Here is a 26058-nt window from a genome sequence, read left to right on the forward strand (position 1 = left end):
ATCTTTAATCAGGGTAGCTAAACTGTTGCCCTGTCGTTCTTATGAATAAATTAGAAATTCGTTCTTTCGATATGGATGCGCGCGGTATCGGGCATCTTGCAAATGAAGATGGTACGCAGGGTAAGGTTGTTTTTGTTGAGGGTGCATTGCCTGGTGAGTTGGTTGGCTTTAGTACGTACAAGAAAAAAACCAGTTGGGAAGTGGCGACGATGACTGGTGTATATCGTGAGTCATCGCAGCGGGTAAAGCCAAAATGTGAGTTCTTTGGCACTTGTGGAGGCTGTTCTATGCAGCATTTGCAGCCTGAAGCGCAGGTGGCAATGAAGCAGCGCATTCTTGAGGATAACCTTTGGCATATTGGTAAAGTAAAGGCTGACACCATGATGCGGCCGATTTACGGGCCAACTTGGGGTTATCGATATCGTGCCCGTCTGTCTGTGAGGCACGTGATAAAAAAAGGTACGGTGTTGGTGGGATTTCATGAAAAAAAATCCCGCTATGTTGCCAATATGGAGACTTGCCAGATACTGCCGGCGCATGTGTCTGCCATGTTATTGCCTTTGCGTGACTTAATTGCATCTCTGTCTATTATTGAGGCGTTACCCCAAATTGAATTGGCCATTGGTGAAGGAGTGACTGCCATGGTGTTGCGCATCATGCAGCCACTAAGTGCTGATGATGAGGTGAAATTAAAGGCATTTGCAGATCAGTATCAGGTGCAATGGTGGTTGCAGACGAAGGGGCCGGATTCGGCAGAGCCTTATTATCCATCAGTCAGTGACCTGCATTATTTGTTGCCTGAGTTCGACATCAAGATGCCATTTAAGCCGACTGATTTTACTCAGGTGAATCATCATATCAATCGTGTTTTGGTAGCGAGGGCATTGCGGCTATTGGATGTGCAGGCGAATGAGCGTATTGCCGATCTGTTCTGCGGTCTCGGGAATTTCACGTTGCCGATTGCTACCATTGCCAAAGAGGTTGTGGGAATTGAGGGGAGCTCAGCTTTAACTGATCGCGCTCTCGAGAATGCGCGTTGCAATGGTTTGAGTGATAAAACTTCGTTTAGTACGCGCAATCTGTTTGAAATTACTGCAGATGACTTGAAAAAGTTAGGGCGTTTTGATCGGTTTTTGATTGATCCTCCGCGAGATGGTGCGATGGCGCTGTGTCAGGCGTTGATTGACTTGGGGGATGTTGCTCCAGAGTTCAAGCCAAAAAGATTGGTCTACGTTTCCTGTAGTCCGTCCACGCTTGCACGTGATGCGGGTATGTTGGTGAATCAGGCAGGCTATCGGTTGAGTTATGCGGGTGTGGTGAATATGTTTCCCCATACGTCACATGTGGAGTCAATGGCGGTGTTTGACTTACTTTGATTTTGTCTGGCTGATCTTTATTGTATTTCTTGATAGACATGTCTGGGCATTCCATTTCATGCTAAAATCTAGGGTTAGGCGAATTATTGATTTTTTGTTTAACCCTTTCTTTTTATTGGAGTTTTTAGATGGCTATCGAACGTACATTGTCTATTATTAAGCCTGACGCAGTTGCAAAAAACGTCATTGGTCAAATCGTCAGTCGTTTTGAAACAGCAGGCTTGAAAGTTGTTGCTGCTCGTTTGACACAATTGTCCCGCGCTGAAGCAGAAGGTTTTTATGCGGTTCACGCAGCACGTCCTTTCTTTAAGGATCTGGTTGATTTCATGATCTCTGGCCCAGTATTTGTACAAGTTCTGGAAGGCGAAGGCGCGATTTTGAAAAATCGTGATCTGATGGGTGCGACAGATCCTAAAAAAGCAGAAAAAGGCACGATTCGCGCTGATTTCGCAGAATCTATCGATGCAAACGCAGTTCACGGTTCCGATGCGGCTGAAACTGCAGCTGTTGAAATTGCTTACTTCTTCCCTGCATTGAATGTTTACTCTCGTTAATTAACGCAGAGTTTCATTGTAAAGTAATCAAAGTAATACATTATCGCTCCATGTTGCCGTGTGGTTGCATGGAGTGCGAGAGAGAAGTAAATGACGGTACTCACTAATTTATTGGATTTGGATCCAGCGCAGCTTGTTGCATATTGTGGCGAGTTGGGTGAGAAGCCGTTTCGTGCTAAGCAGTTGCAGCGGTGGATACATCAGTTTGGCGCAAGCTCATTCGAGGATATGAGTGATCTTGCAAAATCTTTGCGTGAAAAACTATCTACTCGTGCGGTGATTGTGGCTCCGGCAGTGATTAGTGATCACACGTCGTCAGATGGTACGCGGAAGTGGTTGGTTGATGTCGGGCAAGGAAATGCTGTTGAGACGGTATTTATTCCTGAAGAAAATCGCGGCACTTTGTGCATATCGACGCAGGCAGGTTGTGCCGTCAATTGTAGATTTTGCTCGACTGGGAAGCAGGGCTTTAATCGCAATTTGAGCGTGAGTGAGATTGTTGGTCAGTTGTGGATGGCTGAGTTTGAGCTTCGTAAAACAAAAGGCATTGTGCCTGGTCCTAAAGGCGAGCGTCAAATTACGAATGTTGTGATGATGGGGATGGGTGAGCCGTTACTGAATTTTGAACCAACGGTGACCGCGCTTAGATTGATGCTTGATGATAATGCTTACGGCTTATCACGTCGTCGCGTGACGGTATCAACAAGTGGTGTCGTTCCCATGATTGATAAGCTGTCGCAGGAGTGTCCTGTGGCTTTGGCGGTGTCTTTGCATGCGTCAAATGATGTGTTGCGGGATGGTCTGATCCCTCTGAATAAGAAATACCCTTTGGTTGAATTAAAGGCCGCTTGCAAGCGTTATCTTGAATTTGCGCCGCGTGATTTTATTACTTTTGAATATTGCATGCTTGATGGGGTGAATGACACCGATGCGCATGCGAGAGAGTTGATACAGTTGGTTAAGGATGTTCCTTGTAAGTTTAATTTGATTCCATTTAACCCTTTCCCTGAGTCCGGCTTGAAACGCTCCGCTAATCCGCGCATCAAGGCATTTGCTCAAATATTGTTAGATGCAGGTATAGTGACGACAACCCGAAAAACTCGGGGTGATGATATAGATGCTGCATGCGGTCAGCTTGCAGGTGAGGTTCAGGATCGTACCCGTGTGCAAGAGCGGATGCAGAAAATGACGGAGTATCAAAAGAAGTTTGGTGAAAATTTTGGCAAGATCGTGGAGATCAATCAGTGAAAATTTTTGGCGTGCACTTGCGGTTTGGAATTGGCGTAATACTACCCCTGATTTTTGTTCTCTCTGCTTGTGCATCCAAACGACTGGAGGGGGAGCGAACTGAGGGTTCTGGTACGACTGAAGTGGTGGAGGTGCAAAAACGTGCATCCATCCGTATGCAGCTTGCTATTGGTTATTATCAACAAGGACAGTATAAGGTTGCGCTTGAGGAAATTCGTCAGGCCATACTGGTATCTCCGGATTTGGTCGATGCTTATGCTGTTCGTGCCCTGATTTTTATGGATATGGGTGAGAAGCAGTTGGCGGAAGATAACTTTTTGCATGCGTTGAAGCTGGCGCCGAATAACTCTGATGTTTCCAATAACTATGGTTGGTTTTTGTGTCAAAACGGACGCGAAAAGCAAGGTTTAAGTTATCTGGAAAAAGTATTGAAGGATCCTGCATATCAGTCGCCCGGTAAGGTGCTGAATAATGCTGGGTTATGCAGTTTGCGCATGAAAGATGTCGCCTCTTCTGAGCGATATTTTATGTTGGGTTTTCGTGCGGATCCGGCGAATCCTGCGGTCAATGCGAATCTGGCTAAGATTATGTATGACCGCGGAGATTATGTGCAGGCTAGGTTTTATATCAACCGTGTTGTTAATAAATTTGAAGTAATGGCAGCGGACGTGTTGTGGCTGGCGATCAAGATAGAAAAGAAAATGGGGGATGAAGCAGCGGTCAATGGGTTAGCTACACAATTGCGCCGTCGTCATCCTAGTTCAAGAGAGTATTCCCTATTTCAGCGAGGGGAATTTAATGAGTGAATCTGGTTTGAGTTCTGTTGATGCGGCTGCGGCTGCGGCTGTTGATGTTGAGGATAGTTCTGATATGTCTTTACTCGCCTCTGCCGCAGGTGCTCAATTGGCGGCAGCGCGTATTCGTTCTGGTTTGAGTATTCAGCAAGTAGCTGATCAATTGAAGCTTTCGCAGCGTCAGGTGGCGGCAATAGAGTCAAGTCAGTTTGATGATTTGCCAGCAATGGTGATAGTGAGAGGATTTGTCCGTTCCTATGCAAAATTGTTGAAGTTGGACGCGGCGCCATTGGTAGGTTTGCTGCCCGTTGAGTCTATTTCATTGAAAAGTACGGATTTGAGGCCAACGCTGGACACGCCCTTCATGGAGTCGCGTACGCCATTTCTGGGAAAGCAAGATGCGTACAGTCGCAAGTACTTGATTGGTGCTGCAATGTTGGCTGTTTTTGCGCTTGTTTTTGTACTGGCACAGAAAGTGGAGCAGTCTGAGTATTTGAAAAATTTATTTGCCCGAGCTACAGTGCAGAAAGCTGCTGATGCGGCGGCTGGGGTGGCGCAGGTCGCGGCTGCGTCGTCCGTGGCGGCGACTGCTTCGCAACCGGATATGAGTGCGTCCACCGTAGTTCAGTCTTTGAGTACGCCTCTTGTTGAAGTGAAGGCGGATAGTCATGAGCCTGCTTCAACTGTTGTCGCTAAATCCCCTATGTCTGATGTGCCAGCATCGACTCCCTTGGTAGCACCAGTGTCTCTTCCTGCGTTGCCGGTGAGTGCTTCTCATGTGGAGAGTGTAGATCAGGTGCGTTTTAAATTCCGTCAGGATTCATGGATACAAGTTAAGCGTGCCAACGGCACTGTGTTGACATCCCATCTGGCCAAGGCTGGAACAGAGGAGGTGTTCGATGCTAAAGAGCCATTGCAAGTGAGAATTGGTAATGCTGCTGGTGTTGATGCATGGTTGCGAGGTTCTCCTGTCGAGATTGCTCCGGCAAAGGATAGTAATGTTGTTAATCTGAGTGTGAAGTAACATGCAATTTTCTAATGAGGCTATTTCATCCGGAGCAATGGCTCGGCGATTGAGTCGTAGTACCACTATCAGTTATGGTTCCAGGAAAATTGTCCTGGGTGGTGGTGCTCCTGTCGTCGTGCAGTCAATGACAAATACAGATACCACCGATGTAATTGGTACTGCTATTCAGATTAAAGATCTTGCGCGAGCAGGTTCAGAGCTGGTTCGTATTACTGTCAATAATGCTGAAGCTGCAGCGGCTGTTCCTTTGATTCGTGAACAACTCGATAAAATGGGTATTGATGTTCCGCTTGTAGGTGATTTTCATTACAACGGGCATACGCTGTTGAATGATTTCCCTGAATGCGCGAAAGCTTTATCCAAGTACCGAATTAACCCCGGTAATGTTGGTCAGGGTGCTAAGCGTGACACGCAATTCGCGCAGATGATAGAAATCGCTTGTCGCTACGATAAGCCGGTTCGTATTGGTGTGAATTGGGGCAGTCTTGATCAGGGATTACTTGCAAGAATAATGGATGAGAATGCTGCTCGTTCAACTCCTTGGAATGCTCAGTCCGTCATGTATGAGGCATTGATCGTTTCAGCTATTGAAAATGCGCAGAAAGCAGAAGAGCTTGGTCTTGGTAAGGATAAGATTATTTTGTCCTGCAAGGTTTCAGGCGTACAGGATTTGATTGCTGTCTATAGAGAATTGGCAACACGTTGTGATTATCCATTGCATCTGGGTTTGACAGAGGCGGGTATGGGGAGTAAAGGTATTGTTGCTTCCACGGCAGCACTATCAGTATTGTTGCAGGAAGGCATTGGGGACACGATACGTATTTCGCTGACTCCAGAACCGGGTGGTGATCGTACAAAAGAAGTGATTGTAGGTCAGGAAATTCTCCAGACCATGGGCTTAAGAAAATTTACGCCAATGGTCATTGCTTGTCCTGGATGCGGAAGAACGACTTCCACAGTATTTCAAGAATTGGCCGATGACATCCAGACTTTTTTGCGTGATCAGATGCCTGCCTGGAAGTTAGATTATCCCGGTGTCGAAAATATGAACGTCGCTGTCATGGGCTGCATAGTGAATGGCCCTGGCGAGTCTAAACACGCGAATATTGGCATTAGTCTGCCTGGTACAGGTGAGTCGCCGGCAGCCCCTGTGTTTGTCGACGGCGTAAAGAAAATGACGCTGCGTGGCGACAATATCGCTGGAGACTTCCAGTCTATAGTGCTTGATTATGTTAAAACTCACTATGGTTCTTCAGCGGAACAAAAAATAATTAAATAAGATTATCGGTATGACGGAAAATAAAAAAATCGAAAAAATAGTGGGTGTTAAAGGGATGAATGATCTTCTCCCATCTGATGCGCCAATCTGGGAGCTATTCGAAAATACAGTTCAGTCTGTATTAAAAAGTTATGGTTTTCAACAAGTCAGGACACCGATTGTCGAGTCTACCTCTTTATTTGCGCGTGGTTTGGGAGAGGTAACAGATATTGTTGAAAAAGAAATGTACTCGTTCGAAGATTCCATGAATGGGGATAAACTGACGCTGCGTCCCGAGGGTACTGCAGGCGTTGTCAGGGCGGCGATTGAGCATAATCTTGTGTATGACGGTCCTAAGCGTCTTTGGTATAGCGGTCCAATGTTTCGCCATGAGCGTCCTCAGCGTGGACGATATCGTCAGTTTCATCAAGTCGGGGCCGAAGCTCTGGGCTTTACGGGACCAGACATTGATGCTGAGTTGATTATGATGTGTCAGAGGCTTTGGGATGATCTCGGCCTCTCTAATATTCGTCTTGAGCTCAATTCCATTGGCGATGCCAATGAAAGAAATTTACATCGTGTTGCGTTAATTGAATATTTAGAGGCGCACAAAGAGCAACTTGATGCAGAGGCCTTGCGTCGTCTGTACTCAAATCCTTTGCGCATATTGGACACTAAAAATCCCGTTATGCAAGACTTGGTTAATGCAGCACCTAAGTTACTTGATTATCTGGGTGAGGAGTCGCGCGCGCATTTTGATGGCGTTCAGAAAATCCTGCGTCACAATAGCATTCCATTTACAGTAAATCCTCGCCTTGTTCGAGGTATGGATTACTACAATCGTACTGTGTTTGAATGGGTAACTGACGAATTAGGGTCGCAAGGCACAGTTTGTGCCGGTGGTCGTTATGATGCGCTGTTTGGTATATTCGGTGGAAAACCCACACCTGCGTGTGGTTTTGCAATGGGTATTGAGCGTCTTCTGGAGCTGATGAAAGCATCCGGTGAATCGGCGCAGACATCGCAGTGCGACGTTTATCTTGTTCATCAGGGTGAGGCGGCACAGATGCAGGCAATGGTCTTGGGTGAGCGATTGCGTGATGCTGGCCTTGATGTTGTATTGCATTGCGCTGGTTCAAATGGGATTGGTAATTTTAAATCTCAGATGAAGAAGGCGGATTCAAGCGGCGCTGCATATGCTGTCATTATTGGTGAAGATGAGGCGGCGAATGCTACGGTGACCGTCAAGGCGATGCGCGCAGAAAATGCAGAAAGCGCTCAATCCGGTAACCAAACTAACGTTCCTTTTGATGTCGCAGTTGATTATCTGGTTGATCAGATCATCGGCGGTGCAGCTGATCATGATGATCAATGCTGTGACGATCCTGCACATATTCACCTCCATCATTAAACATTGAATACAACATGGCATACGATTTAGAAGAGCAGGAACAGCTCGCTACACTAAAAGCAGTCTGGAATCAGTACGGTAATCTGGTTACATGGATATTGATTGCAGCCTTGTCGGCTTATGCTGCGTGGACCGGTTGGAATACGTACCAGTCCAAGCAATCAGCCCAGGCATCGCAGTTATATGAAGAGTTACAAAAATCGTTGCTGTCGAACGACGATACAAAGGTTCAGCGTGCTGCTAATGATCTGAGGGATAAATTTTCACGGACAGCTTACGCTGCGATGTCTGCTCTATCTGCAGCAAAAAGCGCGTTTGATGCGGGTAATTTGAGTGTGGCTAAAAGTCAGTTGCAATGGGTGATTGACTCCTCGGCGACAGAGGAATATAAGTCAATGGCAAAAATCCGTCTTGCAGGTATTGCTATTGATGAAAAAAACTTTGATGTGGCGATGAAGCTGTTGTCTGGTGATTTTTCCAAAGAATTTCAGGCCGAAGTATTGGATAGAAAAGGGGATGTATATATCGCCCAAAATAAGATGGCCGATGCTAAAACTGCTTACCAGGCAGCTATTGAGAAAATGAACGATAAAAGCCCGGCACGCCAATTACTCCAGATAAAGCTGGATGCACTGGGATCGACTGACACTAAAGTAGATGGTAAATAAGGGGTAGTTCATGCGTGCATATTTGAAATTAACTTCGATTGTTGCTGTTTGTGTGCTTGCAGGTTGCTCAAGTCTTTCTTCGCTAAACCCATTTGCTTCTAAGCCTGATGCGAAAACAGCGCCAGCTGCTTTGATTGAATTTAAACAGACCAAGTTGATGAGGCAAAAATGGTCTATTGCAGTGGGCAATGCCGGTAATTATTTGTTTTCTCCTGGTGTAGATGGCAGTGATATATACGCAGCCTCAAATGATGGAACTGTCGCCAAAATTAATGCCAATGGTCAAATTGTATGGAAAATTAATGCTGGCATGCGCTTAACAGCGGGAGTTGGTGTTGCGTCTAATACCGTTGTTGTTGCTGGCGAGAAGGGCGCGCTCTTGGCGTTTGCTGAGGATGGTCGATTGCGCTGGAAGGTGCAGGATTCAACTGAAATATTATCTGCGCCAGTCGTAGGTCAAGGCTTAGTGATTGTTCGTAGTATTGATAATAAAATTACTGCATATGATGCTGAAAGCGGCGCACGTAAATGGTCTGTAGAAAGACCTTTGCCAAGTTTGACTTTGCGGACGATGCCAGGTTTGGCGATTGTGGGACAGCAGGTTGTCGTTGCATTGCCTGGTGGTCGTATGGTTGCTCTTGCTTTGAGTAACGGTGGAATTAAGTGGGAAGCAGTTGTTGGTGAGCCAAAAGGCTCGACTGAACTGGAGCGGGTTGCCGACGTCTCGGGATCGCCTGCAATTGTGGGGCGTGATGTCTGTGCTGCCGCTTACCAAGGAAGAGTAGGGTGTTATGATGTAGTTACTGGCTCTTCTCGTTGGTTTAAAGCCTTATCTAGTGAGGTAGGAGTTAGCGCTGATGAGAGATTTGTTTTTGCTGTTGATGCCAGTGGCATATTGAATGCATATTTGCGTGATGGTGGAGCGAGTGCATGGCGCAACGACAAACTCTCATACAGAAAATTATCATCTCCAACATCCTTTGATCGCGCTGTCGCTGTCGGCGATCTTGCGGGATATGTTCATCTTCTCTCAAGAGAGGATGGTTCTTTTATCGGTCGTGTTAGTACCGATGGTAGTCAAATACTTGCAGCGCCGATTGTGGTTGGCTCAAGTTTGATTGTTCAAACAAAATCAGGATCTGTGGTTGCATTCGCAACTGAGTAATACAAATGAAGCCGGTTATTGCACTTATAGGTCGACCTAATGTCGGCAAATCCACGCTGTTCAATCGGCTTACTCGCTCACGCGATGCTTTGGTTGCAGATTTACCGGGCTTGACCCGTGATCGTCACTATGGAGAGGGGCGGGTAGGTGAACGTCCATTTCTCGTCATAGATACAGGCGGTTTCGAACCAGTTGCTAAAGAAGGTATTCTGCATGAGATGGCAAAACAGACGAAGCAGGCTGTTGCAGAGGCAGATGTCGTTGTCTTTATTGTTGATGGCAGACAGGGGCTGACCCCTCATGATAAAACTATCACTGATTTTTTACGTAAATCAGGGCGTTCAGTAATGTTGGTGGTCAATAAAGCAGAAGGAATGAAATATACTTCTGTTACTGCAGATTTTTATGAGTTAGGTCTTGGTGATCCTTATGTCATATCGGCGGCACACGGTGATGGTGTTTCTGATTTGGTTGAGGAAGCATTGGATATCGCTTTTGCTCAACGTCCACCAGAGCTTGAGGATCCCGAAGAAAAAGTTAAAGGAATTAAAATTGCTATTGTTGGCCGACCAAATGTTGGTAAGTCAACTTTGGTCAATACATTGTTGGGCGAAGAGCGCGTCATTGCGTTTGATATGCCGGGAACAACAAGAGATTCGATTGAAATTCCATTCGAAAGAGATGGTCAACATTATTCTTTGATTGATACTGCGGGAATTCGTCGTCGTGGGAAAGTGTTTGAAGCAATCGAGAAGTTTTCCGTTGTAAAAACTTTGCAGTCTGTGTCAGAGGCAAACGTTGTTTTATTGCTTTTGGATGCCCAGCAAGATATATCGGAGCAAGATGCGCATATTGCCGGTTTTATTCTTGAATCCGGTCGCGCTTTAGTAGTTGGCGTGAATAAATGGGATGGCCTTCAAAGTGTTAGGCGTGATGAAATTAAAATGGATATTGAGCGGAAATTAAATTTTCTGACGTTTGCAAAATTTCATTTTATTTCAGCATTGAAGTCAACTGGCATTGTTCAGTTGATGAAATCTATCGATGCTGCTTATGCAGCAGCTATGGCGAATCTGTCCACGCCAAAATTGACGCGTGCACTCATCGAAGCCGTTGAACATCAGCAGCCAAAACGTAAAGGTTCAATACGGCCTAAATTACGCTATGCTCATCAGGGTGGTCAAAATCCTCCGATTATCGTGATTCACGGGAATGCTCTTGAGGCTGTTGGTGATGTATATAAGCGTTATCTGGAAAAACACTTCAGGGAAACTTTTTCTCTGACGGGAACGCCGCTCAGGATCGAGATGCGCTCTGGCAAAAATCCATTTGATAAGTCGTCCAAGTGACTTTTGTTATCTCGGTTTTAAGTGCTGTTTTAAGCAATAAATAATAAAATAGATTACAGTTGTATTGTAATTACCTATGGACTACTTGAGATTATTCAAGTAGTCCCCAACTCCTGACCACAACAACACAATGGAGCTGTTATGAGCAATAAAGGGCAACTTTTACAAGACCCGTTTTTAAACGCCTTGCGTAAGGAGCATATTCCTGTTTCTATCTACTTGGTAAATGGCATCAAGCTTCAAGGTCATATTGAGTCTTTTGATCAATATGTCGTTTTGCTCCGTAATACTGTCACTCAAATGGTATATAAACATGCCATCTCTACTGTTGTTCCAGCAAGAGCAGTCAGTATCAATACCGAATCCGAAGCTGAGTAATAGTTGTATTTCTTATTATTGAAGGATGTGCTTTGATTTCACGCGCAGCCCTTGTAGGCGTCGATTTTGGTAAAGAAGACTTCGATAGTGGCCTTGAAGAGCTCGATTTGCTCTCTCGGTCTGCAGGTGCAGAGTCTGTCGTTACTATTACTTGTAAGCGCTCAAGTCCAGACGCTGCACTTTTTATTGGCTCAGGTAAGGTGAGTGAAGTGGCTGATGTTGTGCTGGATGAGAAGCTGGATATTGTCATATTTAACCATGCCTTGTCACCTGCTCAACAGAGAAATCTTGAACGCCATTTAAAAGTCAGAGTCATTGATCGTACAAGTTTGATTCTCGACATCTTTGCGCAACGTGCGAAAAGTCATGTAGGGAAAGTGCAGGTAGAGTTGGCTCAGTTGCAGCATCTCGCGACTCGTCTAATTCGGGGGTGGACTCACTTGGAACGTCAAAAAGGAGGTATAGGTTTGCGTGGTCCTGGTGAGACGCAGCTCGAAACAGATCGGCGATTGTTGGGTGAGCGCGTCAAAATGTTAAAGTCGAAGTTAGACAAATTGCATAAACAGCGTGAAACACAAAGACGCTCAAGAGATAGAAATAGCGTATTTTCAGTTTCTTTGGTTGGTTATACCAATGCTGGTAAATCTACTTTATTTAATGCGCTGACGAAAGCTGGTGCCTATGCTGCAGATCAGCTGTTTGCTACGCTTGATACTACTTCCCGTAGGTTGTATTTGGGCAATGCAGGTAATGTTGTGATATCAGATACCGTTGGTTTCATTAAGGATTTGCCGCATCAACTTGTTGATGCCTTTCGTGCAACTCTTGAGGAAACGATTTACGCTGACTTGCTGATTCATGTTGTGGATGCCAATAGTGCGGTAAGAAATGATCAAATTGAACAGGTGAATCTGGTATTAAAAGAGATCGGTGCAGATCATATTCCTCAGTTGCTAGTCTGGAATAAGATAGATCTTGCGGATCTTAAACCCGGGGTCGAGACAGATGAGTATGATAAAATCAACAGAGTTTTTTTGAGCGCAAGAACAGGTGGTGGAGTTGATTTGTTGCGTGATGCTATTGCGAGTTTTGCAATCGCAAATGCAGAACTTTTGACTCAGGAAGCACATGTGTCCGATAAGAATGATGTGCGCTTTATTTGATAATTGCAGTAATTTACTATTCATTGGACAGCGAGAGAATGCTTGCTTCATTTCTAAAAAGAACTGGTCTGATTTTTTCGTTAAACGACCCTAAATGGGGCCGTGGTTCTCAAAATAACGATCAAGGTGGTGCGAAAAAGCCGTCTGAAGGACCACCTGATTTAGATCAGTTATGGAAAGATCTTAATCAAAAACTTGCGCGCTTATTGAATCAAAAAAATAATAACGACGACAATGGTTTGCCGCCTGATTCAACGGGAATCAAGGTCGGGTTTGGTTTGTTTGGCCTTGTTCTTTTATTCGTATGGCTTGTGAGCGGTGTCTTCATTGTGCAAGAAGGTCAGACCGCGGTTATTACTACTTTTGGCAAATATAGTCACCAGACATCTGCTGGTATTAACTGGCGTTGGCCTTATCCAGTTCAGCGACATGAGCTTGTGAATGTCTCACAGGTAAGGACTGTGGAGGTCGGGTACCGGTCCAATGTGAAAAATAAGCAATCGAAAGAATCTCTGATGCTTACTGATGATGAAAATATCGTTGATATTCAGTTTGCTGTTCAATATAAATTAAAGAATGCTGCAGATTGGCTATACAACAATCGCGATCAAGAAGAAATGATACGTCAGGTTGCAGAAACTGCAGTTCGCGAAATTGTTGGCAAGAGTAAGATGGATTTCGTTCTTTATGAAGGACGTGAAAAAGTAGCAATTGATGTTGCTGCAAACATGCAAAAAATCCTTGATACCTACGGCTCTGGTGCACAGATTACAAACATTACCATGCAAGGTGTGCAACCGCCGGAACAAGTTCAGACAGCATTTGATGATGCTGTGAAAGCAGGGCAAGATAAAGAACGTCAGAAGAATGAAGGTCAGGCTTATGCCAATGATGTTATCCCGAAGGCAAAGGGGGAGGCATCAAGAGTCTTGTTAGATGCTGAAGCATATAAATCCAGAGTTGTTGCAAATGCGGATGGTAATGCATCTCGATTTAAGCAGGTTTTGAGTGAGTATCAAAAGGCTCCAGCGATCACGCGAGATCGTATGTATTTGGAAACTATGCAACAAATTTATTCTAGTACCACCAAATTGATGTTGGATACGAAATCCAATGGCAACATGATTTATTTGCCTTTGGATAAACTAATGTCTTCATCTGATGCGTCCTCTCAGGGAAAACCTGTAAATAATACTGTGTCCAATACTGCCGCGACAGCGCAGACTGAGCAAATGCCTACGGTTGAAATGCGTTATGGCAAGGATGGACGTGCGCGTGATGCTAGGGATTCGCGTGATCGGGAGGTGCGCTAATGAATAAACTTATTTCTGCAGTTGCTGTTATTTGTGCTGCTTTGCTTGTTGTGTATTCAACCATTTTTGTTGTTGATCAGCGTTCCTATGCAATTGTATTTGCTTTGGGTGAGGTAAAGACTGTTATTAGTGAACCAGGTCTTCACTTTAAACTTCCGCCACCGTTCCAAAATGTATTGTTTCTTGATAAACGTATTTTGACAATTGATTCTCCTGAGGCTGATAGATTTATTACGGCAGAGAAAAAAAATATTCTTGTTGATTCTTATTTGAAATGGCAGATAAAGGAGCCTAAGCTTTATTACGTTAGCTTTAATGGTGATGAGCGCAGAGCACAAGATAGAATGTCGCAAATTGTGAAAGCGGCTCTCAATGATGAAATTACAAAACGCACTGTCCGAGAAGTAATTTCTGGAGAGCGCGGCAATGTAATGGAAGCCATTAAAAGAAAAGTGACAGATGAAGCCAATCAGATTGGCGTCAAAATAGTGGACGTTCGTCTTAAGCGTGTTGATTATGTTGAGCAGATTAATGCGTCTGTTTATGATCGTATGAAAGCAGAGCGCACTCGGGTTGCAAATGAGTTGCGATCAACAGGTGCCGCGGATTCGGAAAAAATCCGTGCTGATGCCGATAAACAAAGGACAGTTATTCTTGCTGAAGCGTATCGTGAATCAGAAAAAATGCGTGGAGCAGGAGATGCGGAGGCTTCCCAGATCTATGCGCAGGCGTTTGGGCAGAATGCGGAGTTTTATCGTTTTTACAGAAGCTTAGAAGCTTATCGGGCAAGTTTTAAAAATAAAAATGATGTTTTAGTCATGGATCCTAATTCTGATTTTTTCAAGTATTTTAAAGCTTCTGGAGCTGCCTCTGGAGTAGGTGCTAACGTAAAATCAAAGTAATCGGTTTCTAGTATATTTACTCATGGCGACCTAGGCTTTTTTGTCTGGGTCGTTGTTTGTTGACTGCTTCAATTTTCCCTCTTTTTATTGTTTTTGATTGTTTCCCATGCCGAATTGGCTTTTACCTGAAAATATTGCAGACGTGTTGCCTTCTGAGGCGCGTAAGATAGAAGAGCTACGACGTTTATTTCTGGATTATTTCAGATTGTATGGTTATGAATTGGTCATGCCCCCTTTGCTTGAGTATATCGAGTCGTTATTGACTGGAGCAGGGCAGGATATGGATCTGCAGACGTTTAAGCTGGTCGATCAAATTTCTGGTAGGACAATGGGGTTGCGTGCTGATATGACAACTCAAGTTGCTCGTATTGATGCGCATCTTCTGAATCGCCATTCCATAACACGATTGTGTTATGCAGGTAGTGTATTGCATACAAAACCGTCTGGTTTGCATGCGACGCGCGAGCCAATTCAGATTGGTGCTGAAATATATGGTCATGCTGGTTTAGAAGCTGATGCGGAAATTCAGGAGTTGGTGCTTGGTTGTCTGACCTTGGCAAATTTTGGTGAGGTAAGGTTAGATTTGTGTCACGTTGGCGTTTTTCGTGCGTTGCTGGCACGTGACCCCTTGGCAAAAGCGCATCAGGATACTTTGTTTTCTTTATTAGCATCTAAGGATGTTCCTGGTCTTGATAAGGCCACTGCGAATTTTGACCCAGAGGTTCGGAAAGCTTTATTGGTTTTACCTGGTTTATATGGAGATGCTTCTGTTATTCAGAAGGCGCGTACTTTATTGCCTTCGTTGAACGGTATTTCTGAAGCTTTAAATGAATTGGATTACTTGGTTCAACTTGTTGGAAATGCTAGTGTAACGATCGATTTAGCAGATTTGCACGGCTACAACTATCACAGCGGTGTTATGTTCAGCGTATTTGTTCCGGGCTTGCCAAATGCTGTTGCAAGAGGTGGGCGCTATGATCATGTTGGTGAGGCTTTTGGTCGTGCTCGCCCTGCTACAGGGTTTTCTTTGGATTTACGTGAGTTAGCGAGATTGTTGCCACTTGCCGAGCGTAAAAATGCAATCAGATCTCCTTGGAATCGTGATAATGCACTTAGAGAAAAGATTGTTGAGTTGCGTAAAGCTGGTGAGATTGTCATACAAAGTATGCCAGGGCATGAAAATGAGCAAGACGAATTTGACTGCAATAGGGTAGTTGTATTCGAAGATGGTAATTGGATTCTTCAAAATGTAGGCGTTAAGTGATGGCACATAATAAAATCGTAAAAAATGTTGTCGTAATCGGAACCCAGTGGGGCGATGAGGGCAAAGGGAAAATCGTTGATTGGCTGACTGATCATGCACAAGGTGTTGTGCGTTTTCAAGGTGGACACAATGCTGGGCACACTTTGGTAATTGGGGGGCAGAAAACGGCGTTACAGTTGATTCCTTCGGGCATCATGCGGGCAGGTACTGCATGCTATATTGGTAATGGTGTTGTGTTATCTGTACCTGATTTGTTGCGCGAGATAGATAAGCTTCAGGCGAATGGTGTAGAAGTCATTTCTCGCTTAAAAATCTCAGAGGCTTGCCCACTTATTTTGCCTTATCACACGGCTTTGGATGCTGCTCGTGAAGTTGCGCGTGGCGCTGCAAAAATTGGTACCACAGGTAAGGGTATTGGACCTGCTTATGAAGATAAAGTGGCTCGTCGTGCAATTCGTGTTGCTGATTTGTTAAATGCAGATCGATTTGCTGAAAAATTACGAGAGAATCTCGATTATCACAATTTTGTATTAACCAATTATTTGAAGGCGGCTCCGGTCGATTTCCAAAAAACACTGGATGATGCATTTGCAGACGTTCCTCGTATACGGCCAATGGTTGCTGATGTATCCAGTGCACTCTATGCGGCGCATAAAAACGGCGCGAGTCTCTTGTTTGAAGGCGCTCAGGGTAGTTTGCTTGATGTCGATCATGGCACTTACCCATTTGTAACATCAAGCAATTGTGTCGCTGGTAATGCTGCTGCCGGTGCTGGCGTCGGGCCCAATATGTTGCATTATGTGTTGGGTATAACCAAGGCGTATACAACGCGTGTCGGATCTGGTCCATTCCCGTCTGAATTACCTACCGATCAAGGTGTAGGGAAACATCTTGCTAGTGTGGGGCATGAATTTGGCACAGTGACTGGGCGTGCGCGTCGTTGCGGGTGGTTTGATGCGGCTTTGTTGAAGCGCTCGGTGCAAATCAATGGCGTCTCTGGTATGTGCCTTACTAAACTGGATGTGTTGGATGGACTTGAGTCTTTAAAGCTTTGTACCGGTTATAAAGTTGATGGTAAGTTAGTAGATATTTTTCCTGTCGGTGCTGAAGAAGCGGCGCGTTGTGAGGCTGTCTACGAGGAAATGCCAGGGTGGTCTGAATCGACTGTTGGAGCTAAAAGTTTAGAGACTCTTCCACAAAATGCACGTAATTATATTTTGCGTATTCAAGAATTGGTTGGAGTGCCAGTTGATATGGTTTCAACTGGCCCTGACCGCGAAGAAACGATTGTTTTGCGTCATCCATTTATCTGATATTTAATTGATTTATGAATACACCAGCTTCAACGGATAAAGATTTGTGGGTCTCATGGGATGTTTATCATCGCTCAATTGAGCAACTTGCCTTAAAAGTGTATGAGTCTGGATGGCGCTTTGATCAGGTTCTTTGCTTGGCTCGTGGTGGCTTGAGGCCTGGAGATATTTTTTCAAGAATTTTTGATGTTCCACTTGCCATACTATCAACGAGTTCATATCGTGAAGAGGCTGGAACAGTTCAGGGAGCTTTGGATATCGGGCAGCACATATCCATTACCAAGGGTGCTCTTCAAGGGCGTGTATTGGTAGTCGATGATTTGGTTGACTCTGGTGTGACCTTGGAAAAGGTGTTGTACCATTTGCGTGAAAATTTCAGTTCTGTAACTGAAGTTAAATCGGCTGTTATTTGGTACAAGGCTTGCTCCACGATTGAGCCGGATTTTTATCTGGATTACCTTGCCACTAATCCTTGGATACATCAGCCATTTGAGGAGTATGATGGTATCCGACCTCATCAGCTGAATGCCTGGATGAAAAAGGGCGAGGTCTTTTAATTTTTAATAGGGAGCTTTGCTCCCTTTTTAATTCCTAATCTGAGGTGATTCTTGTGGGTAAGGAATTTCTTTTATTAAAAGAAAAACCCCGTTGATAAATCAACGGGGTTTTAAATTGGTGGTGCCCACGGAGGGACTCGAACCCCCACACCTTGCGGCACATGGACCTGAACCATGCGCGTCTACCAATTCCGCCACGTGGGCAACGGAGAAAACATTATAGCGCAATTCGTTGACTTTATGTTGTAGTTGAATAATTTCTTCGTGAAGTTCACTGAATTTGACGTGGATATAGATGGCTATAATTGGCGTGCTAAAAGAAAAACCCCGTTGATAAATCAACGGGGTTTTAAATTGGTGGTGCCCACGGAGGGACTCGAACCCCCACACCTTGCGGCACATGGACCTGAACCATGCGCGTCTACCAATTCCGCCACGTGGGCAACGGAAGTGCAGGATTATAGATTGTTGTCGGAATATGTCAAGGTTTCGGACTATTTTTATGTAAGAATAATTAGGTAATTAGTGTGCGCTCCGGTAAACTACTGTGATACTCGGTGGTTACTTTTACGTAGTAGTGACGACTCAACATTTAGAAAAGAATTACGACATTTGAATAAGCATCTATACCCAATTCCTAGCCGTGAAGAAATCCTCGGGGTTCTTCGTACGAGCAAGGCAAAGCTGACAGCCGCTTTAATCGCTGAAAAATTAGGTGTAAAACCTGAGGAGCTTGATGGCATGAGTCGTCGATTAAATGCAATGGAAAGAGATGGACAGATTAAGCCTGATAAATCAGGCAGTTATACTTTGTCCAATCAGGAGAATTTTATTGCCGGGAAAGTTAGCGCTCATCGTGATGGGTACGGTTTTCTTATTCCTGATGATGGTAGCGATGATTTGTTTCTGTCTGAGCGGGAAATGCAAAAAGTTTTGCATGGTGATAAGGTTATTGCTCGTATTGTAGGAACCGATAGACGAGGTCGCTTAGAAGGCGGCATTCTGGAAATCACAGAGCGTGCCAATACGCATGTGATTGGTCGTTTACTCAATGAAAATGGAGTATGGGTTGTTGCACCCGAAGATAAACGATTTAGTCAGGATATTTTGCTTGCGGGTTCGCCGGGCAAGGCAAAATCTGGGCAGATAGTTAGTGTGGAACTGACTGAACAACCGACGCGATATGCGCAACCGGTAGGTAAGATCGTTGAGATACTGGGGGATGTTGATGACCCTGGAATGGAAATTGAAATAGCCGTACGTAAATTTGGTGTGCCTCATGTTTTTTCGGATGCTGCACTGAAAGTAGCGGCTAAATTACCTTCTGAAGTCAAAGTGGCTGATCTTGAAAACCGTGTTGATTTACGAGATGTTCCTCTTGTCACTATTGATGGGGAGGATGCTCGCGATTTCGATGATGCAGTTTACTGTGAGCCTGTAAAAATCGGACGTAGCCGAGGATATCGTTTATTGGTTGCGATCGCCGATGTCAGTCACTATGTCGCCCCAAATGATGCGTTGGATAAAGATGCTTTATTGCGCAGCACATCTGTATATTTCCCACGACGAGTCATTCCGATGTTGCCGGAGAAATTGTCGAATGGACTTTGCTCACTTAATCCAGATGTAGATCGTCTGACATTAGTTTGCGACATGGTCGTGACTGATGCTGGAGAAGTGACTGCCTATCAGTTTTATCCTGCGGTGATTCATTCAGCAGCGAGGTTCACCTATACCGAAGTGGCCGCAATACTTGGAAATACAAAAGGCCCCGAAGCCGTAAAGCGCGCTGTTCTGGTTCCTCATCTGCAACATTTATACGAAGTGTTTCAGGCACTTTTACGAGCGCGTCATCAACGTGGTGCGATTGATTTCGAAACGACAGAAACATACATTGTTTGCAATGCTGCTGGAAAAATAGAAAAAATCTTGCCCCGTACGAGAAATGATGCTCATAAACTGATCGAGGAGTGTATGTTGGCAGCGAACGTGTGCGCGGCCAATTTACTCGAAACATATAAGCATTCAGGTACATACCGGATTCATGCTGGTCCGACGAAAGAAAAGCTGACTCAGGTAAGAAATTTTCTGAAACAGATCGGTTTGTATTTGAATGGTGGTGATAAGCCCTCTGCATCTGATTATGCTGAATTGATGGCAAAAATCAAAGGCCGCCCGGATGCACCTTTGTTGCAGACGATGTTGCTGCGTTCGATGCAGCAGGCTGTTTATAGCCCTGATAATATAGGCCATTTTGGTTTGTCATATGATGCCTATGCTCACTTTACTAGTCCAATCAGACGTTATCCTGATTTGTTGACACACAGGGCGATCAAGGCAATTTTACAAGGTAAGACTTATGAACCAAAAGGTATTGACCTCAGCTTATTGAACACTACGATTTCGAACGCTGCAAGAAAGCAGCAAATCGCAGATAAAGCAGCAGGTAAAAAGGCGCCTGAAAAAGACCTTACTGTCTGGGATTCTCTTGGCGTGCATTGCTCAGCTAACGAGCGCCGCGCAGATGAGGCATCCAGAGATGTAGAGGCTTGGCTTAAGTGTTATTTCATTAAAAACAAATTGGGCGAAGAGTTTACGGGCACTATTTCTGGAGTAACGCAATTTGGTATTTTTGTTCAGTTGGACGATATCTTTATCGAAGGTTTGGTGCATATTACTGAGCTGGGCGCCGATTATTTTCAGTTTGATGAGGCAAGACACGAGCTACGTGGTGAACGTACCGGTAAACGCTATCAATTGACTGATAAAGTGAAAGTTCAGGTCAGTAGAGTGGATCTGGATGCGCGTAAAATTGATCTGAGTATTGTTCAAAATTCTGGAGTGAGGAGCGTTGGCGAATCTCCTCGCCCAGGATCTTTGGAAAAGAGCGTGAATCCTGCCGGAAAAGGCATTGCCAAATCTGCAGGAAAATCCGCCAAAAAAACGTCTACTGCTTCAACTGGAGCTGGCAAACTGAAATCAGAGAATGGCCTCTATACAGCTTCTGTAGCGGTTGACACAAGTGCACGTCGTACGTCGGCAGTCAAAAAAACGTCTTCCACAGGTAAGAAGCGCGCTACGAGTGCGGCCAGTAAACCTGGCAAAAAACGTCGTTAAGATTAAATTGAAAAGTGTTATATGAAAAGTAAAATGATTTTTGGATTCCATGCTGTGACTTCACGTATTCGGCACGAAGCTTCTTCCGTGGATGAAATCTATGTGGATTCAGATCGCGTTGATCGTCGTATGCAAGAGTTACTGCATGCGGCAAAAGCAGCAGGGGTCAAAATTATTCAGGCCGATGACCAACGTTTGTCCAACATCGTTGGAACCCGCCGACACCAGGGCGTAGTCGCGAAGGCTGGTGAATTATCTCTGGCGAGAAATCTCGATGAGTTACTCGATGCGATTGATGGGCCGCCATTGTTGCTGGTTCTTGATGGTATTACCGACCCGCATAATCTGGGCGCATGTCTGCGTGTTGCAGATGGTGCTGGCGCTCATGCAGTGATTGCACCCAAGGATCGTGCCGTTGGCTTGAATGCAACTGCGGCGAAGGTGGCGAGTGGTGCTGCTGAAACTGTGCCTTATATTACGGTAACGAATCTGGCGCGCACTTTGCGTGAACTAAAAGAGCGTGATATTTTGCTGGTCGGTACAACTGATGAAGTAGATAAAAATATTTATGATGTTGATTTTCAGTCAGGTTGTGCATTGATAATGGGCTCTGAAGGGGAGGGTATGCGTCGCCTGACCAGAGAAACGTGCGATGTTCTTGTCAGCGTACCCATGTTTGGTTCTGTAGAAAGTCTGAATGTGTCAGTTGCTTCTGGTATTTGCCTGTATGAAGCGCGTCGCCAGCGCCTTCCAAGAATCAATTGATCGTTACTCAAATATCTCTGTGTTTGCTGAGTATCACTCGGCTGATTTGTAGCAAATTGCTATATCAGTGAATAACGGGTACCGCTTTGGCGATTCTTTTTAGACTACTGTTTATCTTTTCAGGAAAATCTGTTGATGCACACGAATTTCCTGAAAGCGTTACTATGTCTCTCCCATTTATTTCAGTCATTTAATCCATGTTTAGTCGTTTACGCGAAGACATAACTAGCATCATTCAAAAAGATCCAGCAGCCAGAAATGCATGGGAAGTTATTACTTGTTATCCGGGATTTCAGGCGATTGTCATGCATCGTTGTGCTCATTGGTTCTGGTTGAGGGGATTTAAATGGCTGGGACGCTTTACATCACATGTGGCAAGAGTCTTGACAGGTATTGAAATACATCCAGGTGCAACCTTGGGTCGCAGGGTGTTTATTGATCACGGATTCGGTGTCGTTATTGGTGAAACTGCTGAGGTGGGTGATGATTGTACTATCTACCAGGGGGTGACTTTGGGAGGGACTTCGCTATCACGCGGTACCAAGCGTCACCCTACACTGGAGCCTGGTGTGATCGTTGGTGCCGGGGCAAAGGTATTAGGCGGATTTACGATAGGTGCTGGTGCAAAAATAGGTTCTAATTCTGTCGTTGTAAAACCTGTACCTGCTGGTGCGACGGCTGTTGGTAATCCTGCCCATGTTGTTAAAAAAGAAGGTGCACAAAGTGAGGCTGGTGCAGCACAATTATTTTCAGCCTATGGCGTTACCCAGAACAGTGACGACCCCATTTCCAAAGTGTTGCATAAACTGATTGATCATGCAGTGTCACAGCAAGAGCAAATTGAAAAATTAACTCAAGCTGTATCTCATGCTGGAATACGTTGTGATAATCCAGATATGAAAGATAAGATCGACCCTAAGCAAATTAATATTCTGGTGGATTAATTTCGAGCTACTTTTATTGAGGTTGATTGCGGGTAATGTCGCCACTTGTGTTGCAGATGAGTTCCAATCATTCAGATGATCTTATTTGGTGTTTGACGAGTTAAATTGTTTAAACCGTTTCTGATCTCTGGGATAAGTTCGCTGGCGGTGATGCCGATGGGGCCTGTGCCCTTTTGCACAATGACATCGGCTGCATGCCCGTGAATCCAGCAGGATATTTGTGCTGCTATTGTCGATGTAGCGCTTTGCTCAAGTAATGTCCCGCAGACGCCCGCAAGCACATCACCGGTACCTCCGGTTGCAAGAGCGGGATTACCGGTAGTATTAATGAATATTGACCCATCGGGGTCAGCGATGATGCTGCCAGAGCCCTTCAGTATGACGGTCGCATGGAGTTTCTCAGCCAGTAATTTGGCATAGCGTAAGCGGTCATTTTGTATCGTCTCTGTACTTACATTCATCAATCTCGCTGCTTCCAAAGGATGAGGCGTTAATATTTTGAAAGCGCTGCTATTTTTTAATAGTATTTGCAAATCAAGATGTAGTGCAATTAAATTTAATGCGTCGGCATCAATGACCATTTTTTTTGCTGTCGACAGAATGTTACGTAGTAATTCGATGGCTTCCGCAGATTGCCCCAGTCCAGGACCTACAACGACACTAGCCGAACAGAAATCCAGTTCATGGGCATTGCGACACATGAGTTCGGGATGCTGGCTGTCGTATTGTGTGGCAGAGTGAAGAAAACCAGCAAATACGCGGCCAGCTCCAGTATATAGTGCAGCTCTTGCAGCCAGTACGACTGCACCGCTCATGCCTTGTGCGCCACCTGCAATGATCACATCTCCATAGCTGCCCTTATGACTGTTGTGTTGTCTGGGTTCAGGCGTCGGAATGGTCTGTTGTGAATTTAAAAAAATGGTAGGGCGTGGATAGTATGAACTTTTGATATCTAAATTATTAACAGATACTTTTCCTGCAACGTCTTTGCCGCATCCGGTATGTAGCCCCGGTTTGTTACCAATAAAAGTGATGGTATGCGTTGCACGTACAATTATTTGATCGCCAGACACTGGCTGACCTGTATCAGCATTTAATCCACTTGGCACATCTAGTGCTAAAACGGGTATATTTGTTTTGGACGAAAACGCATTGATCGTCTGAATAATTTGCAGAATATCGGCATTTGATGCGCGTTGTTGTAATCCAATGCCGAATAAACCATCAATGATCAGTGACCAATCTTGAGTAAGAAGTTCAGGCAAACGATCTTTATCCATAAAGGTGACGCCCGATTTCTTAGCTCTGAATAAACAAGCTTTCGCATCGGCAGAGTAGGAGTCGGTGACGCCGTATTGTATGACTGTCGTTAAAACACCGGATTGGCTTAGCTTAAAAGCTGTTTCAAATGCATCCCCACCATTATTTCCTGGCCCCGCAATGACCAGGACGGGTTCATTTGCATTGCTGATTAATTCCTGGGCGCATAGAGCGGCAGCATAACCTGCTTTTTGCATCAGACCAGGATTGGATTGAGAGCTGAGCGCAGATGATTCTATTGCTCTTATTTGATTGACACTGTAAAGGCATATCTCGGACCAAGGTAATTCGTATGCAGAGTCAGTCATAGCTCATCTCTTGAATAGTAATGGGGTGGGGGAGCCTAGTGATTGTATTGTCTCTATGCCTTGCCGTAGCAAGGTTTCAATGGGAAGTGCGAGATAGGGCATCACCATGCCTACCATTAAAAAACCGACTCCGATTGTGATAGGGAATCCTATACCGAATAAGTTTAACTGTGGAGCCGCCCGAGTTAATATCCCAAGTGCGACGTTAGTAATCAGCAATGCTGCCACGATTGGTAGTGATAGCCTGATGCCCGTACTAAAGATTTGCTCACCCCAGATGACCAGTTTTTGAAAATTGAAACCACTTTGCAAAGAGGTGGAAATAGGAATTGTTTTGAAACTTTCCACCAGCGTTTCTAATAGTGCAAGATGAACATTTAACGTTAAAAACAATAATGTTGCGGTTAATACCATTAATTGCGATATTGCAGAAGAGCGGCCTTGCGTTTGCGGATCAAAGAAACTGGCAAATCCTAATCCCATCGTCAGACCCGAAATTTCGCCTGCTAGTTCTATCCCAGCAAAGACCATCCGCATCACGAAACCCATCGCAAGGCCAATCACCATTTGTTGGGCTAATATCATGATTCCTGGCAGGGAGACTGGATCGGCGTTTGCCATCGGAGGAAGCGTTGGTGCAACAATTAATGCCAGCATCACGCCCAAACCGACTTTAATCTGTACTGGAACAGCGTTGTTGCCAAACGGAGGCGCAATCGCGATCACTCCTAATATTCTTGCCAGTGGCCAAATAAAAGAAGTAATCAGTGCGATGAGTTCATTGCTGGAAAAGGCTGTCATGCAGAAATGGAGTTATCCAGCCATCGTGGCGATACTGGTGAACATTTGTCGCATGTAATCAAGCAGAATAGAAAGCATCCAAGGACCCGCTACAATTAAAGTAACAAAAATGCCAACCAGCTTGGGGATAAAAGACAGCGTTGTTTCATTAATTTGTGTTGCCGCCTGGAAGATACTGACCACCAAACCAATGACCAGTGCAACGAGAAGCAGAGGAGCTGAAACAAGCAATGTTACTTCCATCGCCTGTCTTCCTAGTGTCATTACGCTATCCGGAGACATATTTGTTTGTCCTCAATAAAAACTTTGCGCCAAAGAACCAATCAGTAATTGCCAGCCATCCACCAGTACAAACAGCATGAGTTTGAATGGTAGTGAGACAATCGATGGCGACACCATCATCATACCCATCGACATCAGTACGCTGGCCACTACCATATCAATAATAAGAAAAGGGATAAAAATGGCAAAACTAATCTGGAAAGCTGTTTTGAGTTCACTGGTGATAAATGCTGGAACTAGCACACGCAAGGAAACATCTTCAGGACCTTGTAACTGAGGCGAGTTTGATAACTTAACGTACAAAGCCAGATCGGATTGCCTAGTCTGCTTCATCATAAATTGTTTTAATGGCTCGGCACCTTTATCAAGTGCCACAGACATACTGATCTTATTTTCTGAAAATGGTTGATAGGCATCGGTATAAATTTTGTCCAACACAGGCCCCATGACAAAGAGCGTCAGAAATAGCGATAGACCGACCATTACCTGATTAGGAGGAGCGGATTGAGTACCAAGCGCTTGTCTCAACAATGACAGTACGATAATGATCCTGGTAAAGCTGGTCATCATCAGCAGCACAGCCGGGATGAATGACAGTGCGGTCAGAAAGAGTAACGTCTGTATGCTTAACGCATAATTCTGACCGCCACCAGAGGCAGGTGTTGATGTGATCGCTGGAAGGGCACTATTTGCTTGGGCGTAAGAAATATCCGGTATCAGCCCGATGATAGTCAGGACAGACAGCCAGATGAATAGCCAGTTGAAACGGAGTGTTTTCATG

24 protein-coding genes and 2 tRNA genes are annotated in these 26058 nt (G+C 44.8%); 20 read left to right on the top strand and 6 right to left on the bottom strand.

Annotated features, from left to right (window positions below):
• Positions 1-41: 41 nt before the first annotated feature.
• The 17 genes from rlmD (at position 42) to ACO0LB_RS05860 (ending at position 17740) form a co-directional block, all read left to right on the top strand.
• Entirely contained in the window at positions 42-1376 is a 1335-nt protein-coding gene (gene rlmD, locus ACO0LB_RS05780) for a 23S rRNA (uracil(1939)-C(5))-methyltransferase RlmD (protein WP_423047403.1), read from the top strand.
• A gap of 128 nt (positions 1377-1504) precedes the next feature.
• On the top strand, positions 1505-1930 hold the full coding sequence (ndk, locus tag ACO0LB_RS05785; protein ID WP_422995788.1) for a nucleoside-diphosphate kinase: 426 nt from the start codon (positions 1505-1507) through the stop codon (positions 1928-1930).
• A 90-nt stretch (positions 1931-2020) separates the two neighbouring features.
• Entirely contained in the window at positions 2021-3178 is a 1158-nt protein-coding gene (gene rlmN, locus ACO0LB_RS05790) for a 23S rRNA (adenine(2503)-C(2))-methyltransferase RlmN (protein ID WP_423047405.1), read from the top strand.
• On the top strand, positions 3175-3984 hold the full coding sequence (gene pilW / locus ACO0LB_RS05795; protein WP_423047406.1) for a type IV pilus biogenesis/stability protein PilW: 810 nt from the start codon (positions 3175-3177) through the stop codon (positions 3982-3984). The genes rlmN and pilW overlap by 4 nt, the downstream gene beginning before the upstream one ends.
• On the top strand, positions 3977-4996 hold the full coding sequence (locus ACO0LB_RS05800; protein WP_423047408.1) for a helix-turn-helix domain-containing protein: 1020 nt from the start codon (positions 3977-3979) through the stop codon (positions 4994-4996). Before pilW ends, ACO0LB_RS05800 begins: the two co-directional genes overlap by 8 nt.
• 1 nt (position 4997) lies before the next feature.
• Positions 4998-6278: a flavodoxin-dependent (E)-4-hydroxy-3-methylbut-2-enyl-diphosphate synthase gene (gene ispG / locus ACO0LB_RS05805; protein WP_423047410.1), complete on the top strand. Its 1281-nt coding sequence runs from the start codon at positions 4998-5000 to the stop codon at positions 6276-6278.
• A 10-nt stretch (positions 6279-6288) separates the two neighbouring features.
• Positions 6289-7668 (top strand): histidine--tRNA ligase, encoded by a 1380-nt coding sequence (hisS, locus tag ACO0LB_RS05810; RefSeq protein ID WP_423047412.1) that lies wholly within the window; start codon positions 6289-6291, stop codon positions 7666-7668.
• A 14-nt stretch (positions 7669-7682) separates the two neighbouring features.
• Positions 7683-8336 (top strand): YfgM family protein, encoded by a 654-nt coding sequence (locus ACO0LB_RS05815; protein ID WP_423047414.1) that lies wholly within the window; start codon positions 7683-7685, stop codon positions 8334-8336.
• 10 nt (positions 8337-8346) lie between these two features.
• Positions 8347-9501, top strand: coding sequence for an outer membrane protein assembly factor BamB (bamB, locus tag ACO0LB_RS05820; protein ID WP_423047416.1), 1155 nt, complete (start codon positions 8347-8349; stop codon positions 9499-9501).
• 5 nt (positions 9502-9506) lie between these two features.
• Positions 9507-10850, top strand: a complete 1344-nt coding sequence (gene der, locus ACO0LB_RS05825) for a ribosome biogenesis GTPase Der (RefSeq protein WP_423047418.1) — start codon at positions 9507-9509, stop codon at positions 10848-10850.
• A gap of 141 nt (positions 10851-10991) precedes the next feature.
• On the top strand, positions 10992-11228 hold the full coding sequence (gene hfq, locus ACO0LB_RS05830) for an RNA chaperone Hfq (protein WP_186946602.1): 237 nt from the start codon (positions 10992-10994) through the stop codon (positions 11226-11228).
• Positions 11229-11260: 32 nt separating this feature from the next.
• Positions 11261-12391: a GTPase HflX gene (hflX, locus tag ACO0LB_RS05835; RefSeq protein ID WP_423047420.1), complete on the top strand. Its 1131-nt coding sequence runs from the start codon at positions 11261-11263 to the stop codon at positions 12389-12391.
• A gap of 38 nt (positions 12392-12429) precedes the next feature.
• The gene (gene hflK / locus ACO0LB_RS05840) at positions 12430-13704 is read left to right on the top strand and encodes an FtsH protease activity modulator HflK (protein WP_423047422.1); all 1275 of its coding nucleotides are present in this window, start codon (positions 12430-12432) and stop codon (positions 13702-13704) included.
• Positions 13704-14606, top strand: coding sequence for a protease modulator HflC (gene hflC, locus ACO0LB_RS05845; protein WP_423047424.1), 903 nt, complete (start codon positions 13704-13706; stop codon positions 14604-14606). Before hflK ends, hflC begins: the two co-directional genes overlap by 1 nt.
• Before the next feature lie 106 nt (positions 14607-14712).
• On the top strand, positions 14713-15870 hold the full coding sequence (locus tag ACO0LB_RS05850) for an ATP phosphoribosyltransferase regulatory subunit (RefSeq protein ID WP_423047426.1): 1158 nt from the start codon (positions 14713-14715) through the stop codon (positions 15868-15870).
• The gene (locus tag ACO0LB_RS05855; RefSeq protein WP_423047428.1) at positions 15870-17183 is read left to right on the top strand and encodes an adenylosuccinate synthase; all 1314 of its coding nucleotides are present in this window, start codon (positions 15870-15872) and stop codon (positions 17181-17183) included. The genes ACO0LB_RS05850 and ACO0LB_RS05855 overlap by 1 nt, the downstream gene beginning before the upstream one ends.
• 14 nt (positions 17184-17197) lie before the next feature.
• Positions 17198-17740 (top strand): phosphoribosyltransferase, encoded by a 543-nt coding sequence (locus ACO0LB_RS05860; RefSeq protein ID WP_423047430.1) that lies wholly within the window; start codon positions 17198-17200, stop codon positions 17738-17740.
• Positions 17741-17859: 119 nt separating this feature from the next.
• On the opposite strand, the gene ACO0LB_RS05865 is transcribed toward ACO0LB_RS05860, so the two are convergent.
• Together ACO0LB_RS05865 and ACO0LB_RS05870 are read right to left on the bottom strand one after the other, a co-directional pair.
• Positions 17860-17944, bottom strand: a tRNA-Leu gene (locus ACO0LB_RS05865).
• Between the two features lie 154 nt (positions 17945-18098).
• Positions 18099-18183 (bottom strand) — tRNA-Leu (locus ACO0LB_RS05870).
• Positions 18184-18352: 169 nt separating this feature from the next.
• Between ACO0LB_RS05870 and rnr the strand changes: the two genes are divergently transcribed.
• The 3 genes from rnr to cysE all read left to right on the top strand — a co-directional run bounded on the left by rnr (position 18353) and on the right by cysE (position 22566).
• Entirely contained in the window at positions 18353-20857 is a 2505-nt protein-coding gene (gene rnr / locus ACO0LB_RS05875; RefSeq protein ID WP_423047432.1) for a ribonuclease R, read from the top strand.
• 21 nt (positions 20858-20878) lie between these two features.
• Entirely contained in the window at positions 20879-21622 is a 744-nt protein-coding gene (rlmB, locus tag ACO0LB_RS05880; RefSeq protein ID WP_423047434.1) for a 23S rRNA (guanosine(2251)-2'-O)-methyltransferase RlmB, read from the top strand.
• Positions 21623-21819: 197 nt separating this feature from the next.
• Positions 21820-22566 (top strand): serine O-acetyltransferase, encoded by a 747-nt coding sequence (gene cysE / locus ACO0LB_RS05885; RefSeq protein WP_423047436.1) that lies wholly within the window; start codon positions 21820-21822, stop codon positions 22564-22566.
• A gap of 71 nt (positions 22567-22637) precedes the next feature.
• Here cysE and ACO0LB_RS05890 read toward each other — a convergent pair whose 3' ends face one another.
• Genes ACO0LB_RS05890 through fliP form a run of 4 tightly spaced genes read right to left on the bottom strand, consistent with a single transcriptional unit; the run spans position 22638 to position 26057 of the window.
• Positions 22638-24194: an NAD(P)H-hydrate dehydratase gene (locus ACO0LB_RS05890; RefSeq protein WP_423047438.1), complete on the bottom strand. Its 1557-nt coding sequence runs from the start codon at positions 24192-24194 to the stop codon at positions 22638-22640.
• Positions 24195-24197: 3 nt separating this feature from the next.
• Positions 24198-24995, bottom strand: a complete 798-nt coding sequence (gene fliR / locus ACO0LB_RS05895) for a flagellar biosynthetic protein FliR (RefSeq protein ID WP_423047440.1) — start codon at positions 24993-24995, stop codon at positions 24198-24200.
• Between the two features lie 12 nt (positions 24996-25007).
• Complete coding sequence (gene fliQ, locus ACO0LB_RS05900) at positions 25008-25277, bottom strand: flagellar biosynthesis protein FliQ (protein ID WP_423047442.1); 270 nt, start codon at positions 25275-25277, stop codon at positions 25008-25010.
• Between the two features lie 12 nt (positions 25278-25289).
• Positions 25290-26057 carry a flagellar type III secretion system pore protein FliP gene (gene fliP, locus ACO0LB_RS05905; protein WP_423047444.1) on the bottom strand — a complete coding sequence of 256 codons (768 nt, stop codon included), beginning with the start codon at positions 26055-26057 and terminating at the stop codon, positions 25290-25292.
• Position 26058: the final 1 nt, after the last annotated feature.

Source organism: Undibacterium sp. SXout7W (genome assembly GCF_049339385.1).
Lineage (GTDB): Bacteria > Pseudomonadota > Gammaproteobacteria > Burkholderiales > Burkholderiaceae_D > Undibacterium.

Bases quoted from the DNA above. Each gene is read 5' to 3' on its own strand.
- hisS (WP_423047412.1), top strand. From the start codon at position 6,289: ATGACGGAAAATAAAAAAATCGAAAAAATAGTGGGTGTTAAAGGGATG.
- der (WP_423047418.1), top strand. From the start codon at position 9,507: ATGAAGCCGGTTATTGCACTTATAGGTCGACCTAATGTCGGCAAATCC.
- fliP (WP_423047444.1), bottom strand. From the start codon at position 26,057: ATGAAAACACTCCGTTTCAACTGGCTATTCATCTGGCTGTCTGTCCTG.
- rlmB (WP_423047434.1), top strand. From the start codon at position 20,879: ATGAAAAGTAAAATGATTTTTGGATTCCATGCTGTGACTTCACGTATT.
- bamB (WP_423047416.1), top strand. From the start codon at position 8,347: ATGCGTGCATATTTGAAATTAACTTCGATTGTTGCTGTTTGTGTGCTT.
- ACO0LB_RS05860 (WP_423047430.1), top strand. From the start codon at position 17,198: ATGAATACACCAGCTTCAACGGATAAAGATTTGTGGGTCTCATGGGAT.
- fliQ (WP_423047442.1), bottom strand. From the start codon at position 25,277: ATGTCTCCGGATAGCGTAATGACACTAGGAAGACAGGCGATGGAAGTA.
- ndk (WP_422995788.1), top strand. From the start codon at position 1,505: ATGGCTATCGAACGTACATTGTCTATTATTAAGCCTGACGCAGTTGCA.
- ACO0LB_RS05800 (WP_423047408.1), top strand. From the start codon at position 3,977: ATGAGTGAATCTGGTTTGAGTTCTGTTGATGCGGCTGCGGCTGCGGCT.
- rlmD (WP_423047403.1), top strand. From the start codon at position 42: ATGAATAAATTAGAAATTCGTTCTTTCGATATGGATGCGCGCGGTATC.
- fliR (WP_423047440.1), bottom strand. From the start codon at position 24,995: ATGACAGCCTTTTCCAGCAATGAACTCATCGCACTGATTACTTCTTTT.
- rlmN (WP_423047405.1), top strand. From the start codon at position 2,021: ATGACGGTACTCACTAATTTATTGGATTTGGATCCAGCGCAGCTTGTT.
- ACO0LB_RS05815 (WP_423047414.1), top strand. From the start codon at position 7,683: ATGGCATACGATTTAGAAGAGCAGGAACAGCTCGCTACACTAAAAGCA.
- ispG (WP_423047410.1), top strand. From the start codon at position 4,998: ATGCAATTTTCTAATGAGGCTATTTCATCCGGAGCAATGGCTCGGCGA.
- ACO0LB_RS05850 (WP_423047426.1), top strand. From the start codon at position 14,713: ATGCCGAATTGGCTTTTACCTGAAAATATTGCAGACGTGTTGCCTTCT.
- hfq (WP_186946602.1), top strand. From the start codon at position 10,992: ATGAGCAATAAAGGGCAACTTTTACAAGACCCGTTTTTAAACGCCTTG.
- hflK (WP_423047422.1), top strand. From the start codon at position 12,430: ATGCTTGCTTCATTTCTAAAAAGAACTGGTCTGATTTTTTCGTTAAAC.
- ACO0LB_RS05890 (WP_423047438.1), bottom strand. From the start codon at position 24,194: ATGACTGACTCTGCATACGAATTACCTTGGTCCGAGATATGCCTTTAC.
- hflC (WP_423047424.1), top strand. From the start codon at position 13,704: ATGAATAAACTTATTTCTGCAGTTGCTGTTATTTGTGCTGCTTTGCTT.
- cysE (WP_423047436.1), top strand. From the start codon at position 21,820: ATGTTTAGTCGTTTACGCGAAGACATAACTAGCATCATTCAAAAAGAT.
- ACO0LB_RS05855 (WP_423047428.1), top strand. From the start codon at position 15,870: ATGGCACATAATAAAATCGTAAAAAATGTTGTCGTAATCGGAACCCAG.